Source organism: Micromonospora chaiyaphumensis, from assembly GCF_900091435.1.
Taxonomy (GTDB): Bacteria; Actinomycetota; Actinomycetes; order Mycobacteriales; family Micromonosporaceae; genus Micromonospora; species Micromonospora chaiyaphumensis.
This window is the reverse complement of the sequence record NZ_FMCS01000003.1, coordinates 503,955-520,090: the sequence shown is the minus strand read 5'-3', so window position 1 is coordinate 520,090 and position 16,136 is coordinate 503,955. Positions and strand designations below refer to the sequence as shown.

The window sequence follows — 16,136 nt, the reverse complement described above, 5'->3', positions numbered from 1 at the left end:
TTCCTGCTTCCGTCGGGCCGTCATGGGCCCTGGCAGCAGGCCCCGTTGACGCGGCGCGAGCCGCGGTGGCACGTGGTGACCGTGAATCCAGCCCGCGACGAGCTGACCCCGGACTCGCCACTTCCGGAGCCACTGGCCGGTCTCGGTGACGCTGTGGACGTGCGGATCCGCCGCGCCGCGGGCGACCGCGGCATCGAGCTGGCGGTACGGCTGCGTGACGGCGCTCAGTCTCCGGTGACCGCAGGGGCCAGACGACTCGCGGGTCGCGATCCCAACCAGGCGATCCGCGCCGCACTGCGGGAGGCGAAGCAGTTGCTGGAGACCGGCGAGGTGCTGCACCCCGACTTTCCACCCACCACCCAGCCGACGGTGGTCAACAAACCGCTGCAGATGGCGACGCGGCAGGGGCGCCGGGAGGGGCGACTGTGAAGGCACTGTTGTGGCAAGGCGTCAACGAACTGTCGGTGGGCGAGGTTCCGGACCCGACGATGCGCAACGAGCAGGACGCCATCATCCGGGTGCGCAAGACGGTGACGTGCGGCTCCGACCTGCATCTGCTAGGTGGGTACATTCCGTTCATGGAGCGGGGCGACGTCCTCGGGCACGAGTTCCTGGGCGAGGTGGTCGAGGTCGGCCCGCAGGTGCGTAAGCACAAGGTGGGCGACCGGGTGGTGGTCTGCTCGTTCGTCTCCTGCGGCCGCTGCTGGTACTGCCAGCAGCAGCAGTACTCCTTGTGCGACAACGGCAACACCAATCCCGCGATCACGGAGAACGTCTGGGGCTTCGCACCCGGCGGCTGCTACGGCTACTCCCATGCGCTCGGAGGCTTCGCGGGCAGCCACGCCGAGTACATCCGCGTTCCGTACGCCGACCAAGGGGCCTTCACCGTCCCCGACGGCGTGAGCGACGAGCGTGCTCTCTTCGCCTCCGATGCCGCCCCGACCGGCTGGATGGGCGCGGACCTCGGTGGGGTCAAGGCCGGTGACGTGGTCGCGGTGTGGGGCGCGGGCGGGGTGGGCCAGATGGCCGCACGCGCGGCCGTCCTGCTCGGCGCGGAACGGGTGATCATCATCGACCGTTTCGCCAATCGGCTGCAGATGGCGGAGAAGTACCTGGGCGTGGAGGCGCTCAACTACCAGACCCAGGACGTCGGTAGTGAACTCCTGGAACGCAGCGGCGGTCGCGGGCCTGACGTGTGCATCGAAGCGGTGGGGATGGAGTCCCACAGCACCGGCCCGCAATACCTGTACGACCAGGTCAAACAGCAGCTACGCCTGGAGTCGGACCGTCCGATCGCCGCCCGCGAGGCCATCTACCACTGTCGCAAGGGCGGAAGCGTGTTCCTGCTCGGCGTCTATGCCAACCTTGTCGACAAGTTCCCGCTCGGGGCAGTGATGAACAAGGGCCTCACCCTGCGTGGCGCCCAACAGCACGGACACCGCTACATTCCGATGTTGCTCGAACGGATGGCACGCGGCGAGCTGGTCACCGAGCACCTCGCGACACACACCATGCCACTCGACGAGGCGCCACAGGGATACAACATGTTCAAAAACAAGCTCGACGGCTGCGTACGCGCCGTCTTCGAACCCGCCTGATGATCGGTGGCGAGTTCGACAGCGCCACAACCCTGACGGCGAACACCGCGTATCTGGACATCTATCGGCCGGAGCGGGCGTGCGCGCCGGCCCGGGCCGAGGGCCTTTTCGCAACTCGCCTTCTTTGTCCGGCTCGCTGTGACATGGTCCGGATGACTGATCCCGGAGAGAATTGTGCTAGGAGCAGCTCATGCCGAAGCGGGCGAGCGCGGAGCCCCAGGACCGTGAGCCGGCGATCCTCGCCCCGGCGGCGTTCGGTGGCTATCCCGGCCCGCTGCGTCGAGCAGTGCCCGGCAACACCCTGCTCAGGCTGCTCGCCACGACCGACGCCAAGCAGATCGGCCTGCTCTACCTGATCTCGTCGTTCTTCTTCTTCATCGCCGCGGGCATCGAGGCGCTGCTCATGCGCGGCGAGCTCGCCCGCCCCGGGATGCAGTTCCTCTCTCCGGAGCAGTACAACCAGCTCTTCACCTCGCACGGCACGATCATGATGTTCCTCTTCGCCACCCCCCTCGCCTTCGCGTTCGGCAACTACCTGGTACCCCTGCAGATCGGCGCGCCCGACGTCGCCTTCCCCAGGCTGAACGCGTTGGCCTACTGGCTGTACCTGTTCGGCGGCCTGATGGTGCTCGGCTCCTTCATCAACCCGGAAGGTGCTGCGGACTTCGGATGGACGGCGTATCCGCCGCTGAGCCGGGCTGAACACACACCAGGGGTGGGCGGCAACTTGTGGGTCATTGGGTTGGTGCTCTCGGGCGTCGGCACCATCCTCGGGTCGGTCAACCTGGTCACCACCATCCTGACCCTGCGTGCCCCGGGGATGACGATGTGGCGAATGCCGCTGTTCACCTGGGCCATGTTGATCACCGCGTTGATGGCGATCGTGGTGTTCCCACTGCTGTCGGCGACGCTTCTCGCGCTGCTGTCCGACCGGGTGCTCAACAGCCACATCTATGACGCGACCACCGGTGGTCCGGTGCTCTATCAGCACCTGTTCTGGTACTTCGGCCATCCCGAGGTCTACATCGTGGCGCTGCCGTTCTTCGGCATCATCAGCGAGGTGGTGCCGGTCTTCTCGCGAAAACCACTGTTCGGCTACAAGGGCATGGTCCTGGCGCTGTGGGTGATCTTCTTCTACTCCCTGAACGTGTGGGCGCATCACATGTTCGCCACCGGCCAGGTCCTCCTGCCCTTCTTCTCGGTAACCACCTTCATCATCGCCGTGCCGACCGGGGTGAAGTTCTTCAATTGGATCGGCACGATGTGGAAGGGCCAACTCACCTTCGAGACCCCGATGCTGTTCGCGATCGGGTTCCTCGTCACGTTCCTTTTCGGCGGCCTCACCGGCGTGCTGCTGGCCAGCCCGCCGGTCGACTTCCACGTCCACGACAGCTATTTCGTCGTGGGGCACTTCCACTATGTCCTCTTCGGCACCATCGTCTTCGCCGCGTTTTCCGGTGTGTACTTCTGGTTTCCGAAAATGACCGGGCGGCTGCTCGACGAACGGCTTGGCAAGGCCCACTTCTGGACCATGTTCGTCGGTTTCCACATCACCTTCCTGGTCCACCACTGGCTGGGCAACCGCGGAATGCCCCGCCGCTACGCCGACTACCTACCGCAGGACGGCTTCACCACCATGCACACCGTCTCCACGATCGGGTCGTTCGTGCTCGGTGTGTCCACTCTGTTCTTCATCTACAACGTCTGGAAGTCCTGGCGCTTCGGCACCGCTGTCTCCGTCGATGACCCTTGGGGGTACGGAAACTCTCTGGAATGGGCCACCACCTGCCCGCCCCCGCTGCGCAACTTCGACCGTATGCCCCGGATCCGCTCCGAACGCCCCGCCTTCGACGCCAAATACGGACCGCTGGTCGCCGACCTCGGCCGTGACCTGCCGCAACGCGCCGCCAAGCCGCCGCAGCATCTTCACGACCAACTGCACCGCGAACGGCATGCGCCGGAATCGCCGAGTGTCGAGGGCGCCCACGGCGCCGAGGCCGCGGCGAGATACCAGCAGATTCCGCAGTCCGGCGCCCGTCCCGTCGACGTACCCGAGCCGGAGGAGACCCGCCGCCCGAGCTTCGAGCGGACCACCGAGGCCGACGAGAACCCCCTGGACTCTCAACGGAGCGAGGAGACCCCGCCGCAGTGGCGCCATCCGGGCGATGAGGGCGACGAGAGGAGGTGAGGGCGTCGATCCGTCGGGCGCCCGGTCACTCCGAGCAGAACAGCAGCCCGTCCACCAGGCCGCGGTGGTTTGACGCCGGCAGACGCGGGAAGGCAAGCGCGTGTTCGTCGCTGCCCCGGACCGGAACTACGAGGTTGGCATGGAAGACGGCGATCGGTTGGAAGAGTTGCGTCAGCAGGCCCACGCAATGGGTATCAAAGCCAACGCCAGGATGAGCGAGGAAGAGCTGCGCGCGGCCGTAGCGAAAGTCAACAAGGGCGAGCAGCCGCAGCGGCCCAAGCGCCAAGCCAAGGGTTGATCAGTGACCCGAGCCGCGCGACGCCCTGGTGACGCCCTGACGCCCTGGCTGTGCAACCGCCGGCGGCCGGCTGTCCGGTCTCGGGACCTGCCGGACAAATCGGTACCAGAACCTGCCTGACACTGCGTCGGGTCTTGAGCGTCGAGCCACCGACAGCCGGTCCCCGCAGCGTGCAGGTCACGCTGCGGGGACTCGCTCCTTCTCGATCCGCGTCCAAGGCGGGGGTGATCGGTCGAGTTCGGGCCGGTCCCTCGCCGATCACCTACGGTCGAAGGGGTGGAGGTGCTGCTGCGCGGCGGGCCGGGTGACGGCCAGACGGTGTCCGGCGGCGGGGAGACCGTCGTGTGGCGGGCCTGCTTGTACGAGATCACGCCGGAGTTCGCCCGCCGCGGCAGGCGTGATCTTCGGGTGTATCGGCACCGCCCGGACTGCTGCGAACCGTACGGCCGGGGCGCGGAGGACCGCTGCGAGTAGCCCTTCAGTGCGGGCGCGCGAGACATGTTCGCCATCCGAGCCGCCGACCTGATCGAACGTATGTACGATCACGGGGTGCAGGAGGTGGTACGGCGCTGGTGGAACGGTGTCTGGGGGCGCCTGACCCGGCGTGACGTGTGGCTGGTCCGCGAGACGCGCTGGACGGTGATGGCCCGGGCCGGGGACACGGAGTCCGGGAGGGTGTTGCGCTGGGAGTTCGCCTCGGAGCCACCCGCGCTGGAGATGGTTGACCGCCTGCTGCGCGCCGACACCGCCGGCCAGTGGCGGGAGCAGGACCGCGCAACTCCCCCGCCGGCTGCTGGCGCTGGTGAGGCGCGGCGGGTCACAGAGTGACGATTGATGGGTGCGACCTGGCGCCTCGGACAGGGCTCGAACGTTGGTCCGACTATGGGGCGGGGCTCGCGGCGAGTCCGGTGCAGGAGTGCAGGTCCGCGTACTCCCGGCGGATCCGGGCCGCATCATCCCCGCCGGCGGGTTCGGGGCGGCCGGTGCGTCGGGAGATCGTCGCGGGCACCAGCTCCGTCGTCGAGATCGCCGATCCGTCGAGGGTCACGCGCAGCACCCCCGTGTCGTTGCTGTACGCGTCGTCGCGCCACCACACGAAGTTGCCGAGCCCGTACTGGACGAAGGTCCTGCCCAGCCAGCCGTCGCCGAGCAGGAGGTGGGCATGGGTGCCGACCACCATCGTGGCACCCGCCCGAGCCATCTCGCCGGCGAACGCACGAGCCTCGTCGGGCGGACACGCGTCGCCCTCCGTACCCCAGTGGACGTAGACGACGACCACGTCGGCCTGCTGTCGGGCGGCCCGGACCGCGGCGACGGCGCGGGGCAGGTCCCTGGTCATCGCGATGCCGGCCCGGGTTTCTGTGGCCCTCCACTGCGACCACAGCTCGGCGACCTGGCTGAACCCGAGCACGGCGATTCTGGTTCCGCGAATCTTGGTGATCCACGGCCGGTACGCCGCCGCAGCGTCAGCGCCCGCGCCGACGGCCGGCACCCCGGCGGCCCTTGCCGCGTCGACGGTGTCAGCCAGCCCCGTCCGCCCGTAGTCCAGCGCGTGGTTGTTCGCGATCGACACGACGTCGATGCCGGCGGCCTTCACCGCGTCATACGCGCTTGCCGGCGCCCGGAAATGGAACTCCTTCGGCTCAGGAGCGCCCCGGGTGGTGACCGCCGTTTCCAGGTTGATCATCGCCAGGTCTGCGGCCGACAGGGTCGACGAGATCGACCCGAATGCGGTCGCCGGGTCGCGCAGCAGATCACGCGTACGGTCGGTGAAGTGCACGTCGCCCGCGAACGCCAAGGTGATCTTGGCAGGCTGGGACGGCGACGCCGCCGGGGCGGAACGGGTGGGAGTACCAGCCGGTGGGGTCCGGGCGGCCTCGCACGCCGTCAGCGTCAGAGTCGCCGCCAGCGCGACGAAGGAACGTGCCCATTTCACTCAGCGCAGCGTACGGAAACCCGCCGCACCCCGGACCTGCTTGGTCAGGATTGCCCTCGGCCTGGCCGGCGTGATGTCGGAGCCGAGACGAGACGCTGGGCGAAACCCGGACGACTGCTGCTGGCCGGCACCCGACATGTCGAGTGCCGGCCAGCAGCAGATCCACCCCATGGGCGACGCTGAGCGTCCTGCCGGAGCAGCCCCATTTATGGTCGGACCGGCTCAGGTCAGGCAACGAAGCGACGACGCCGTTGCGCGCGAAGCAGCACGAGGCCGACCATGATGAGACTGCCGCCCACGGCGGTGAGCTTGCCGAGCGTCGGGCCGGAGAATGCCGCACCGGTCACCCGCAGACTGGGGCTGGCCGTCACGCCGCTGGCCGGGCAGGTCTGCGCCGAGTCGAATGTCCGGTCACCGGGTGCGGTTGCCGCCCGCGGCATCGCACCCGGACCGCCCCTCAGGCGTTGAGCTCGCGCAGCATCGCCTGCTCGGGTGCAGCGGGGCGGTTGCAGCGCCACGACACCGCGGCGTGCAGCTCGCCGAAGCGGGCCGAAGATGCCGACACGCGGGCCGACGCCCACACCCCGGCCGGGCACACGTGGCCGGTACTTGACGATCCCTACTCGCGGATCGTCCGTGGGCTGGTACTGGGTTCCGCCAGCCTGTTGATGGCGTTGGTGCAACGATGCATGACGTGGGAACACCGAACACCGCTGCCCCTGTTGTCTCGCCGCTTGCTGGTGAGCCCATCAAGCGTGCCGATGCCGAACGGCTCGCGGGAGTGCTGAAGGCCGTCGCCGACCCGGCCCGGCTGCGACTGCTCAGCCTGATCCAGTCCGCTCCCGAGGGCGAGGCGTCCGTCAGTGACCTCACGGCGCCGCTCGGCCTCTCCCAGCCGACCGTGAGTCATCACCTCCGGATCCTCACCGAGGCCGGCCTGCTCGAGCGCGAGAAGCGGGGCGTCTGGGCCTACTACCGCCTGGTGCCGTCCGCGCTCGCGGCGATCGCCGAGCTGTTGACGCCGCCCCGCAAGCGGGCGACCAGGAAGACCCGCTGAGCGTCACGGTGGAGACGCTGCCGTCGACCCTGCCGGCAACGGTGTCCGCTCTGGTCGTGGCCGGTCTGACTGTCGAAAGGATCCGGCAGCACTCCCGCTTCCACCACCCACCCCTCCGCCTGCCCGGCCGGGTCGCTGACTACCTGGTCCCGGTCATGCTGAAGGCATGCGCCGTTACGGCCAGGGAACTGCGGCGACGCGCCAACCGCCTACCGTCGCTGGCCTCGGCGTCGCTGACGTGGGGTGCGGATTACCGTCCGAACCGCCACTGGGCTTCTTCGAGGAAGCCCGCATGCTGGGCTTCCTCCCACTCCCGCATGCTCGGGTACCGGTCCCGGCAGTACCGTCGCTGCAGGTGATCGACGAACTGGGTCCGCTCAGCGTCGTTCGCCAGCCGCAGTCCAGTGGCGGGAGCAGGACCGCGGTACTCCCCCGCCGGCTACTGGCGCTGGTGAGCCGGGCGCCGAGGCCACCGTCCGTCTGGCCTACCAGGCGGCAGGGCAGCCCGAACCCTCCCGGTTCCTCCGGTGCCCCCTCCCCCGCCGCTCAGCTCGGGCGGGAGCCCGTAAGAGCGGAGCAGGACACGGAACGGCGACTCCCTCTGAAGAGGGAGTGCATTCCCCTCCGTCGGGGAGGAGTTGCTGTGCGCCGCCGCAGAGCATTGGTGCATGACAATCGGCGTGTGGTTATTCCGAGGCGGGTGCGGATGGCCAGACTGGGCATCATCGACGCTTCGCGTCGGTGGCTTAGTTGGCACACGGCACTGGAGTGGTCGTCGCGGTGCCGCCGCACCTGGCGCTGACGGTGCTGCGGATCTCACGAGTGATGGTCGACGTGCCAGGAGGCTGTCCCGTGCGTGGTGAGCGGCCCGTCGGGGCCCGGCCTGTTGGTCGCCACACCTCGTACCTCCGCCACACCAAGCCCGAGTGCGCGCCGCACGAAGCGCGCCCTCTGCGGCGCCGCGGGGAGGACCGATGACGAAGCACGCTGTCCGGGCGGCGCGAGTGTTCGACGGCGAGCGGCTGGTGGCCGGCGGGGTGCTGGTCCTGGTGGACGAAGGGCGCATCGCTGACGTGCACCGGGGTCGGGCCGAGGCGCCGGAGGGCTGGCCGGTGTACGAGGAGCCCGATGGCACCGTGCTGCCCGGCTTGGTCGATGCGCATGTGCACCTGTGCGCCGATGCTGGGCCAGACGCTCTCGGCCGGCTCGCCGAGCGTACCGAGCCGGACCTCGACGCGGTCATCGAGGCCTCACTGCGCTCGCAGGTGGCGGCCGGTGTCACGACGGTTCGGGATCTGGGCGACCGGCGCGGCGCGGTGCTCCGGTGGCGGGAGCGGGAGACGCGCGACGATCTGCCCACGGTGGTGGGTTCGGGCGCGCCCATCACCAGCGTCGGTGGGCACTGCTGGTCGCTGGGGGGCGAGGCGAGCGGCGTCGACGGGATTCGCGAGGCCGTGCGGCTGCGGGCGGAGGCCGGCGCTGACCTGGTGAAGGTCATGGCCAGCGGTGGGGTGTTCACCCCCGGCACCGACACCACCCGGCCTCAGTTCACCGACCAGGAGCTGGGCGCCGCGCTGACCCGGGCGCACGACTTGGGCCTGCCGGTGACCGCGCACGCGCACGCGCTCAGCGCGGTCGAGCAGGCGCTGCGCGTCGGTGTCGACGGTATCGAACACTGCACGTGCGTGACCGCCACCGGCGCCCACGTCCCCGACGAGCTCGCGGACCGCCTGGCCGCGTCCGGGGCGGCGGTCTGTGCCACGCTCGGCACCCACCCGGCAGTGCTCACGCCACCGGAGGTGGTGGCGATGGCGGCGCGAGCCGGCCTGAGCGAGGCCACGCTGCGCGACGGCATCACCACCCTGCACCGGGCCGGGGTCCGCCTGGTGGCCGGCTCGGACGCGGGCCTCGGCCCGGCGAAGCCGCACGGGATCCTGCCAGAGACGCTCATCGAGTACGTCGCGTGCGGCATCCCCGCCACCGCCGCCCTCGCCGCGGCCACCTCGGTCGGCGCCGGCGTGTGTGGTCTCGGGCGGAGCAAGGGCCGCGTCCGCCCCGGATTCGACGCCGACCTACTGGTCGTGAACGGCGACCCGACGGTCGACATCACCGTACTGCGTCGCCCCGTCGCCGTGTACCGCGCCGGCCGCCCGGTGAGCAGGTGATCGGTTTCCGGAGAAACATCTGACAGGCACGGACCACCCTGCCCGACGCCGAGATCCTTCGCCGCGTAGCCGGCCGCCGGAGCTGCCACGACTGCGGCGGAACCTGGCACGCCGAGTTCGCCGCCCCAGCACGCCCGAACACCTGCATCCTGGCCTCGGGACTGCTGCAGAGGGCCTCGCCACCGCCGCGAGGAGCGGCGTCAGACCGGCGTGGGGGGATCGCCGGCAATCGATCACCCCGGCATCGTGACAGCAGCCGGGCCCCGGTGGGCCGGCGCGTCGGCGGCGGCGAGGAGGAGGGCGCGGACCAGGGGTGTCTCGCCGGTGCTGCGCCACACCGGCGCGTACCGCAGGACCGGCCCGTCGGTGATGGGCAGGAAGGTGATGTCCCGGCGCAGCCGGGTGAGGGCCGAGTACGACCCGATGGGAGAGACGACCTCGCCGGCGCTGATCGCCGCGAAGGCCTCCGCGAGGGTGGCCACGGGTGCTCCGGAGCGGATCGGCCTCCCGGCCGGTGTCGCGGACGGGGTGTGACCCTCCCACACGTAATCCGGGATGGGGCCGTCCGGATGCACCACCGGGTAGTCGCCGAGATCCTCCATCTCGACCCGGTCGCGTCCGGCCAGTGGGTGATTGGGTGCGACGGCGAGCACCAGTGGCTCGGTGAACAACTCGGGCCCCACGACGAGGTCGGGCTCGCGGACCGGCAGCCAGAGCACCGCCACGTCCACGCGGCCGGACCTGAGCCCGCCGAACGGGTCGCTCGGAAGGACCTCGCGCAGGCGCAGCTCACACTGCGGATGCCGCTGCCGGAACAGGTCGAGTACCGCCGCGATCTCCTGGGCGTGCGCGTCGAACGTGCCGACGGTCAGCGTGCCGACCTGCCCGCGGGCGGCGGCGACGGCCTCGTCGATGCCGGCCATGATCTCGCTGTAGCCCGCGTCGAGTCGGGCGCGGAGCTGCTCGCCGAGCGGGGTGAGCCGTACGCTGCGGCTGGTCCGCTCGAACAGGGCGGCGCCGATCCGGCGCTCCTGCTGCTTGATCGATTGGCTGACCCGGGCCTGCGACACCCGCAGGCGTTCGGCCGTACGGCCGAAGTGAAGCTCCGTGGCCAGCGTCAGGAAGATCTCGATGTCCCGCAGCTCCACCCGGCCCCCTCCCCCGCACGCGACGCGTTCGCGTCCCGCACGTTGTACGCGGCCCCGAAGTCTACGGTCGTGGCGCGGACGGGACCGCGGAGCTGTGCGGCGGGCGCGATAACCGCTGGCTTATCCGGCCATTCGATCTTTCGCGTTGTTCCGCTTCGAGGGTCGGGCGATCGTGGTGGCCATGGAAGCTCTGGTCGAGGTCGTGGCGGTGCCGGATCGTCCTCGGACCTCACGCTGGCGGGCTCTGGCGGCGCACGGGTCGGTGGTCGGGACGGCCGGTCTGTGGCCGGTCAGCCCTCTCGGGCTCGACTTCCGGCAGCCCCGCCGCCTGGCGGCTGAGCCGGGTGCTGCCGAGCTGCGGCTGTATGTGAAGCCCGGGTGGCGGCGGCGCGGGGTCGGCTCGCGGCTCCTGACCGCGGTCCGGGAGCACACCACCGAGCCACGCCTGATCGTGGACGTGGCTTCGGGCTCGCCGGGCGAGGCATTCTGCCTGCGGCACGGCTTCCGACACACCGGGTCCCGGCGCCATGAGCTGCTCACCTACTGTGACGTGCACCAGGCGTGGCTGGGTGAGCTGGTCGACGCCGAGCATCCCGGGTACCGCCTGACCCACTGGACCGGCGACCTCGCCGACGCACCCGGGGTCGACGAACTGCTCCGAGGCCCGGGCCGTCCCGGCAACGCCGTGCTGACCGCCGCCGAGACGGACGGCGACCTGGCGGCGTACGCCGTGGCGGTCGTCGACGCGCCCGCCGCGCCCCGCGCCCACCAGTACGGACCGGCCGTGCTCGCCGGCCACCGCGGACGGCCACTGGGCCGTTGGGTCACCGCCGCCCTGATCCAGCGAATACGTGAGGTCCACCCCCACGTCGCCGAGATAGAGGCCGCGGGCGCCGACGACGATCCGCACCTGCTCGCCACACGCAGGCACCTTGGCTTCCGTCTCCTGCGCCGAACCCGCCGCTACGAACTCGCCCTGCCCTGACACCTGGCCGTGAACCACGGCGCTGCCGAGAAAGAGGTTCGTCATGACCAGCCTGAGACCGTGGCTGCTCGCCGCGACCGCGCTGTGCGCGGACGCCACCGGTCGTCCACAGGTTCGCGCCCGACCGGATGTGCCGGGCCGGGTCGACCGACTCGTTCCTCGTATCGCGTCACCGGCGCCCCGGTATCTGCCGATATGCCGGCGGGCCGCGCTCGCCAAGCGGCCGGCGCCCGAGCCGCGCCGGGAGATCCCTGCTTCGAACGAACGGCCACCGCGCGCCGTCTCGTCACCGCCGACGGCATCGGCGCCTCACCCCGCCGGCTGATCGATCAGGAGAGACACGCGAGGTCGCCGCCCTCGACGGCCGGGAGCGCTGACGACACGACCGCGTCGAGAAGGCCCGCGTCGGCGCTTCGCCACCGGCTCGGGCCGGCGGGCCAGCCGTTCAGCCAGACGACGCGCGGCTCCCCCGCCCTGCGGGCGTCCCCACAGGATTCAGCGGTGCAGCAGCGCCATCTCGCCCACGGATGTGGCCCAGCTTCAGATTCCGGCCAACGTCAGCACCTGATCGAATCCGCGAAGCTGGGCTGGCGAACTCACCATCGGCAGTACCAGGGCCGGTATCCCGGCGGTCACGGAACCGCCGTCGCCGCTGGGATGGTCACCGACCATCAGCGTTCGATCTGGCTGTGCCGCCAGGGCGTCGAGTGCGGTGCGCCAGATCCGTACATCGGGTTTGACGAAGCCGACCTCGTAGGAAAGAACGAATGCATCGATGTAGCGGTCGAGCCCGTGCCTCGCAAAGCATTGGCGAATGTCCCAGCCGACGTTACTGACCACGCCAAGGCGAATATCGCGGGCACTCAGTGCGGCGAGAGTGGACGACGTGTCCGCGTACGGCTCGAGCGCTTCGCGCCGCGTTTCGTGCAGCGCTCGCGCAAACGGCAAGTCCACCCCACGGATTTGCTGCAGGACAGCCAGAATCGCCCGGTCCCACACCCGTGGGTCCAAGTCCCGGGCGATGTGGGCAGGGTCCGTAGCCGTCGTCCGCAACAACTCAGCGAAATCCGAGGCGATGCGGTGCGCCTCACCGACGGCCACCTCCCGGCCGACTAAGGCCGCCGCGCTGCCGACCCAGCGGTTGGCGTCGCTGGCGAACAGGGTCCAAGCGAAATCGAACAGGACGGTTGTCACGGGTTTCGAGGGCACCAGGTCACCCTAGATCAGCGGGATGATTGACGTGGGCCATGATGCTTCTGACTGCGCTCGACGCAGAACAGGTTGCCCTCCGGGTCGGCCCTGGTCACCCAACCGGGGCCGTTGGGGCTTGCGATGATCCTCATACTCGGGTCGCGCCGGAGCCCTTCAGCCGCACGACTCCTCATCGCGTGTCCCGTCGGTCAGCATGACATCGATATGCATTCGGCGACCGGTTCTTGGTTCAGCGGCTTTCCCCTCCGGAACTCGGAGGAAGAAGATGTCTGGTCGGTGGCCCTGCTTGTCAACCAGGGTCCGGCTGGCGTTGCGCTGCTCCTGGTGGAGCTCGTTCGCATCCGCCCACTGCTCCCGTGCGGCGAAGCCGTCCGGAGGGCCCGTGCGGGAAGTCGTAACCAGGTAGCGCCACCATCCAGAAACGCGCCAGCCGGTCCGGATCGGCGCAGTCGAACACGATGTGTATGCCGGGAATCATGCCTGCGACCGTGATCCAGACCGCGGGCAGCCGCAGTCCTCGCGGACGGCCATCGCTCATTCGTTGACTCAAGGCTATTCGGGTCGATAGGGGTTCGAGCGTCCGTTGTGGCCGTCCGGAGCAAACTGTCCTATTGAGATACCCGCGACTCTCCGAGACCATCTTGTTGTCGAAGCAAGCTGGTCACAACAGAAGAGCCACGGGCATGAACGAAGATACGTCCCGGTTGCTGGGCCTGGCAGGTCTGGCGGTCCGCTCCCGAGGAGCGGGCCGACGCAGCGGCCAACCGGCGGCGCATCCTCGCGGCCGCCGAGCGCCTGTTCGCCGAGCGTGGACCGCACATCTCCATGACGGACCTGGCCAACGCCGCCGGGGCCGGCCGGGCGACTCTGTGTTCGGCTACCGCTCGCAGGATCCGCTGTCGAGGTGGAAGTACCTCATGTTGGCCCAGCGGCAGAGCCGGATGCCGACGACTATGCCGGCGATCGTGACCAGGGCGGGAAGGTACCCGCTGGCGACTTGCACGATGGGGATCGCCGGGCAGCCACCCGAGATGGCCCAGCCCCCGCCGAACAGGATTGCGCCGGGGATTACGCCGGCGTGGAGGCGACCTGGGGTGCGGCGGACGCGCAGTGCGGCGAATACCACGACGATGATCGCTACGGCGCCGGCGAAGGCCAGGAACATGCGAAGCTCCTGGAAGGTGAACATGCGGTTCAGTTCGCCGTAGTCACCGAACCCGATGTTGGCGACGGTATAGCCGAGAGCCAGCCCAGCGATGATGTTGGCGGCGAGTATTCCGCCCCGGGTACGCATCAGATCACCTTCCACAGCAGGAACGACACGAGGACGCCGGTGCCGAAGAACACGGCAGTCGCCACGATGCTGACCGGCTGTAGCCGGCCACAGCCGTTGAGCCCGTGACCGCTGCTGCACCCTCCGGCGAGACGGGTACCGAAACCGACGAGCACGCCGCCGACGAACAGCGCGCCAATCATTTCGATCGGTTTGTCGCTCACGATCTGGCCGAAGGCGTCGCCCATGTCGAGGCGGAGCTGGAATCGGCCGGCGGTAACCGCCGCAATCCACCCGCCGACGAAGATCGACAGGAGCAGGGCGACCTGGCTGACCAAGGGTGCCGGCAGCAGCCTCGCCAGCGAAGGGCTCGGCGAGGCGGGCCGTCGCCCGTCCCGTCGCGGTGTTCGCGCGTCGTCGTCCGGGGCGGGATGCGCAGCAGGTGGCGCCGAACCGGCTCCGAACTGGTCGGTGGTGGCCGCGGCGAGAGCCGCGGTGAGGACACGTTCGTCAGCGAACTGCTCGTTGACTCGTTCGACGCGGCGTTCGGCGCGCCAGTGCAGCACGCGGTCCCATGCACCGGACACCCCGAAGGATCGATCGGTTGTGACGGCGTAGTTGATGGTGGTGAGAGCGAGCCCGGCAGCCCCCGCCCACCAGGGCCAGTATTCGGTCATGGGGACCTGCAATCCAATCTAGGAGTCGGGTCCACGGACCCGCCGAGGCGCCGGTGAGTCGATGGGGTTCTGGGGTGCGGGCGAGCCGGGGTTGAAGCGTTGATCGGTACGAGCTGGCCCGCCCGGGGCGGCTCGTATCGAGCGCACGTCCGCCGGTCGTGGGCAGTGTCGCAGTAGTGATTACGCCAGACGGTCAAGCTTGCGTTCGGCCGGGGCAGGAGGGGGCAGGCCGGAGCGTGCGAGCAGCCCATGTCACTCCGATCTGGCCAGCGTCACCCGGCGGATGGGTGGGATGGCATGAGTGGGAGGCGCAGGTCTCGGTCAGCAAGTTTACCTTTCGCATGGACGACTGGCGATGAGGCGGCGCCATGTCGAACGCTCTTCATCAACGGCCTGATTGCGCCCTACTGCCCTTTACGGCTGGTCGCGGTCGGACGGCCGTTGCCCGTGGCGGATGACGCGTCCACGTCGGCCCGTCTGGTTCGCCCGGCTGGCGTGGAGCCAGTTCCGCGCCCGGGTGAGAGCCGCGTGCCGAGCTTTCGCGCTGCCCGGCACGTGGATCGCGGGTCCGCGCGCGTCCGGCGGCTGCACGGGTGAGGCGGCGGCTTGTCACTTGAGCAGTGGTACCCACGCAGCGGCGACGGTGCCGTCGCGTTGCGCCTCGGTGAGCCGTTGAGCCGGGAGCGACTCGGGGGGCACTGCCTGCGGCGGGGGACCGACTCCGTAGACGACGGCGACCGCGCCCAGCACCCTAGCGGCGGTCGTCCACGTGGACGGTATCTCGGCCACGCCGTAGGCGAATACATGACCGCTCGGGTCATACAACGCGAGACCCGTAGCGCCCAGACCCACACCCCAGGTGGTCACCCGCGGCGGCTGTGTCGCCGAGGACCAGCGCGGCAGGCCCAACAGGATGGCCGCCTCCACCTGTGCCTCGCACCGAGAGCCAGCAAGGGTTTCCGTCCACGCGGCGCTGGCTGGCTCGAACCAGGCGACGGCGACTGCCGCTCCGTCGGCGTGAGAAGGCTCCCCCGGCCTGGGGATGGGAACAGGAGCAGTCCCCGGATGCTCCCGGCTTGCCACCCAGGCATGCAGCCGCTCACTGCCGCGGCGCTTCGCATCATCGGCGACGGCAAGCACCCATGCATCGCTTGCCTCGTCCCGCCCGCCTGAATGATCCGGATGGGCCACCGGTGGAGTCGGCTCCGTGGCACCTGCGCGCTCCGCTGGCAGCAATTCATCCGATACCTGTCGCGATGTTGCTGGCGTCCGTCGCCGGCGTGCGTTCGCCGGTTGAGTGGACCTGGATACTGTCGGAGGTACGGGCCTGAAGGCGTCGACTCCATTCGGCAGGAGCGTGATTGGCACGAGCTGGCCAGTCCTGTACAGCTGGTACCTGGCGCATGTCCGCCAACCCTCCGCGCTGTCGCAGTAGTGGTTACGCCAGACGCTCAAGCTTGCGTTGAGCAGGGGAAAGAGGGGGCAGTCCTCAGCATGTGAGCAGCCCAAGTCACTCCGATCTGCCGGCGTCACCCAGCGAATCCGTGGGATGGCATGAGCTGGAGGGGCAGGTTCCAGTCAGCAAGGATACATATCGCA

The 16,136-nt window shown here is 69.5% G+C and carries 15 protein-coding genes; 10 read left to right on the top strand and 5 right to left on the bottom strand.

Annotation, left to right across the window (positions count from 1 at the left end):
* Positions 1-75: 75 nt before the first annotated feature.
* The 6 genes from GA0070214_RS31460 (at position 76) to GA0070214_RS11515 (ending at position 4,912) form a co-directional block, all read left to right on the top strand.
* Entirely contained in the window at positions 76-429 is a 354-nt protein-coding gene (locus GA0070214_RS31460) for a hypothetical protein (protein WP_139141834.1), read from the top strand.
* On the top strand, positions 426-1,598 hold the full coding sequence (locus GA0070214_RS11535; protein ID WP_091261950.1) for a zinc-dependent alcohol dehydrogenase: 1,173 nt from the start codon (positions 426-428) through the stop codon (positions 1,596-1,598). Before GA0070214_RS31460 ends, GA0070214_RS11535 begins: the two co-directional genes overlap by 4 nt.
* A gap of 190 nt (positions 1,599-1,788) precedes the next feature.
* Positions 1,789-3,786, top strand: a complete 1,998-nt coding sequence (gene ctaD, locus GA0070214_RS11530) for an aa3-type cytochrome oxidase subunit I (protein WP_091261949.1) — start codon at positions 1,789-1,791, stop codon at positions 3,784-3,786.
* A gap of 100 nt (positions 3,787-3,886) precedes the next feature.
* Positions 3,887-4,084 carry a hypothetical protein gene (locus tag GA0070214_RS31455; protein ID WP_139141833.1) on the top strand — a complete coding sequence of 66 codons (198 nt, stop codon included), beginning with the start codon at positions 3,887-3,889 and terminating at the stop codon, positions 4,082-4,084.
* Between the two features lie 276 nt (positions 4,085-4,360).
* Positions 4,361-4,558, top strand: a complete 198-nt coding sequence (locus GA0070214_RS11520) for a hypothetical protein (protein WP_091261947.1) — start codon at positions 4,361-4,363, stop codon at positions 4,556-4,558.
* A gap of 75 nt (positions 4,559-4,633) precedes the next feature.
* Positions 4,634-4,912 carry a hypothetical protein gene (locus GA0070214_RS11515; protein WP_091262134.1) on the top strand — a complete coding sequence of 93 codons (279 nt, stop codon included), beginning with the start codon at positions 4,634-4,636 and terminating at the stop codon, positions 4,910-4,912.
* A 52-nt stretch (positions 4,913-4,964) separates the two neighbouring features.
* Here GA0070214_RS11515 and GA0070214_RS11510 read toward each other — a convergent pair whose 3' ends face one another.
* Positions 4,965-5,882, bottom strand: a complete 918-nt coding sequence (locus GA0070214_RS11510; protein ID WP_167364249.1) for a CapA family protein — start codon at positions 5,880-5,882, stop codon at positions 4,965-4,967.
* Between the two features lie 823 nt (positions 5,883-6,705).
* On the opposite strand from GA0070214_RS11510, the gene GA0070214_RS11505 reads away from it, so the two are divergent.
* Together GA0070214_RS11505 and GA0070214_RS11500 are read left to right on the top strand one after the other, a co-directional pair.
* Positions 6,706-7,077, top strand: a complete 372-nt coding sequence (locus tag GA0070214_RS11505) for an ArsR/SmtB family transcription factor (protein WP_091261945.1) — start codon at positions 6,706-6,708, stop codon at positions 7,075-7,077.
* 974 nt (positions 7,078-8,051) lie between these two features.
* Positions 8,052-9,242 (top strand): amidohydrolase family protein, encoded by a 1,191-nt coding sequence (locus GA0070214_RS11500; RefSeq protein ID WP_091261944.1) that lies wholly within the window; start codon positions 8,052-8,054, stop codon positions 9,240-9,242.
* 233 nt (positions 9,243-9,475) lie between these two features.
* Here GA0070214_RS11500 and GA0070214_RS11495 read toward each other — a convergent pair whose 3' ends face one another.
* Entirely contained in the window at positions 9,476-10,390 is a 915-nt protein-coding gene (locus GA0070214_RS11495) for a LysR family transcriptional regulator (RefSeq protein ID WP_091261943.1), read from the bottom strand.
* A gap of 181 nt (positions 10,391-10,571) precedes the next feature.
* On the opposite strand from GA0070214_RS11495, the gene GA0070214_RS11490 reads away from it, so the two are divergent.
* Positions 10,572-11,375: a GNAT family N-acetyltransferase gene (locus GA0070214_RS11490; protein ID WP_139141832.1), complete on the top strand. Its 804-nt coding sequence runs from the start codon at positions 10,572-10,574 to the stop codon at positions 11,373-11,375.
* 540 nt (positions 11,376-11,915) lie between these two features.
* On the opposite strand, the gene GA0070214_RS11485 is transcribed toward GA0070214_RS11490, so the two are convergent.
* Positions 11,916-12,569, bottom strand: a complete 654-nt coding sequence (locus tag GA0070214_RS11485; protein WP_091261941.1) for an HAD family hydrolase — start codon at positions 12,567-12,569, stop codon at positions 11,916-11,918.
* Positions 12,570-13,280: 711 nt separating this feature from the next.
* Here GA0070214_RS11485 and GA0070214_RS32775 point away from each other — a divergent pair.
* The gene (locus tag GA0070214_RS32775) at positions 13,281-13,556 is read left to right on the top strand and encodes a TetR family transcriptional regulator (RefSeq protein ID WP_091261940.1); all 276 of its coding nucleotides are present in this window, start codon (positions 13,281-13,283) and stop codon (positions 13,554-13,556) included.
* On the opposite strand, the gene GA0070214_RS11475 is transcribed toward GA0070214_RS32775, so the two are convergent.
* The gene (locus GA0070214_RS11475) at positions 13,465-13,881 is read right to left on the bottom strand and encodes a YeeE/YedE thiosulfate transporter family protein (protein WP_091261939.1); all 417 of its coding nucleotides are present in this window, start codon (positions 13,879-13,881) and stop codon (positions 13,465-13,467) included. The genes GA0070214_RS32775 and GA0070214_RS11475 overlap by 92 nt on opposite strands.
* Positions 13,881-14,537: a YeeE/YedE family protein gene (locus tag GA0070214_RS11470; protein ID WP_091261938.1), complete on the bottom strand. Its 657-nt coding sequence runs from the start codon at positions 14,535-14,537 to the stop codon at positions 13,881-13,883. Before GA0070214_RS11470 ends, GA0070214_RS11475 begins: the two co-directional genes overlap by 1 nt.
* Positions 14,538-16,136: the final 1,599 nt, after the last annotated feature.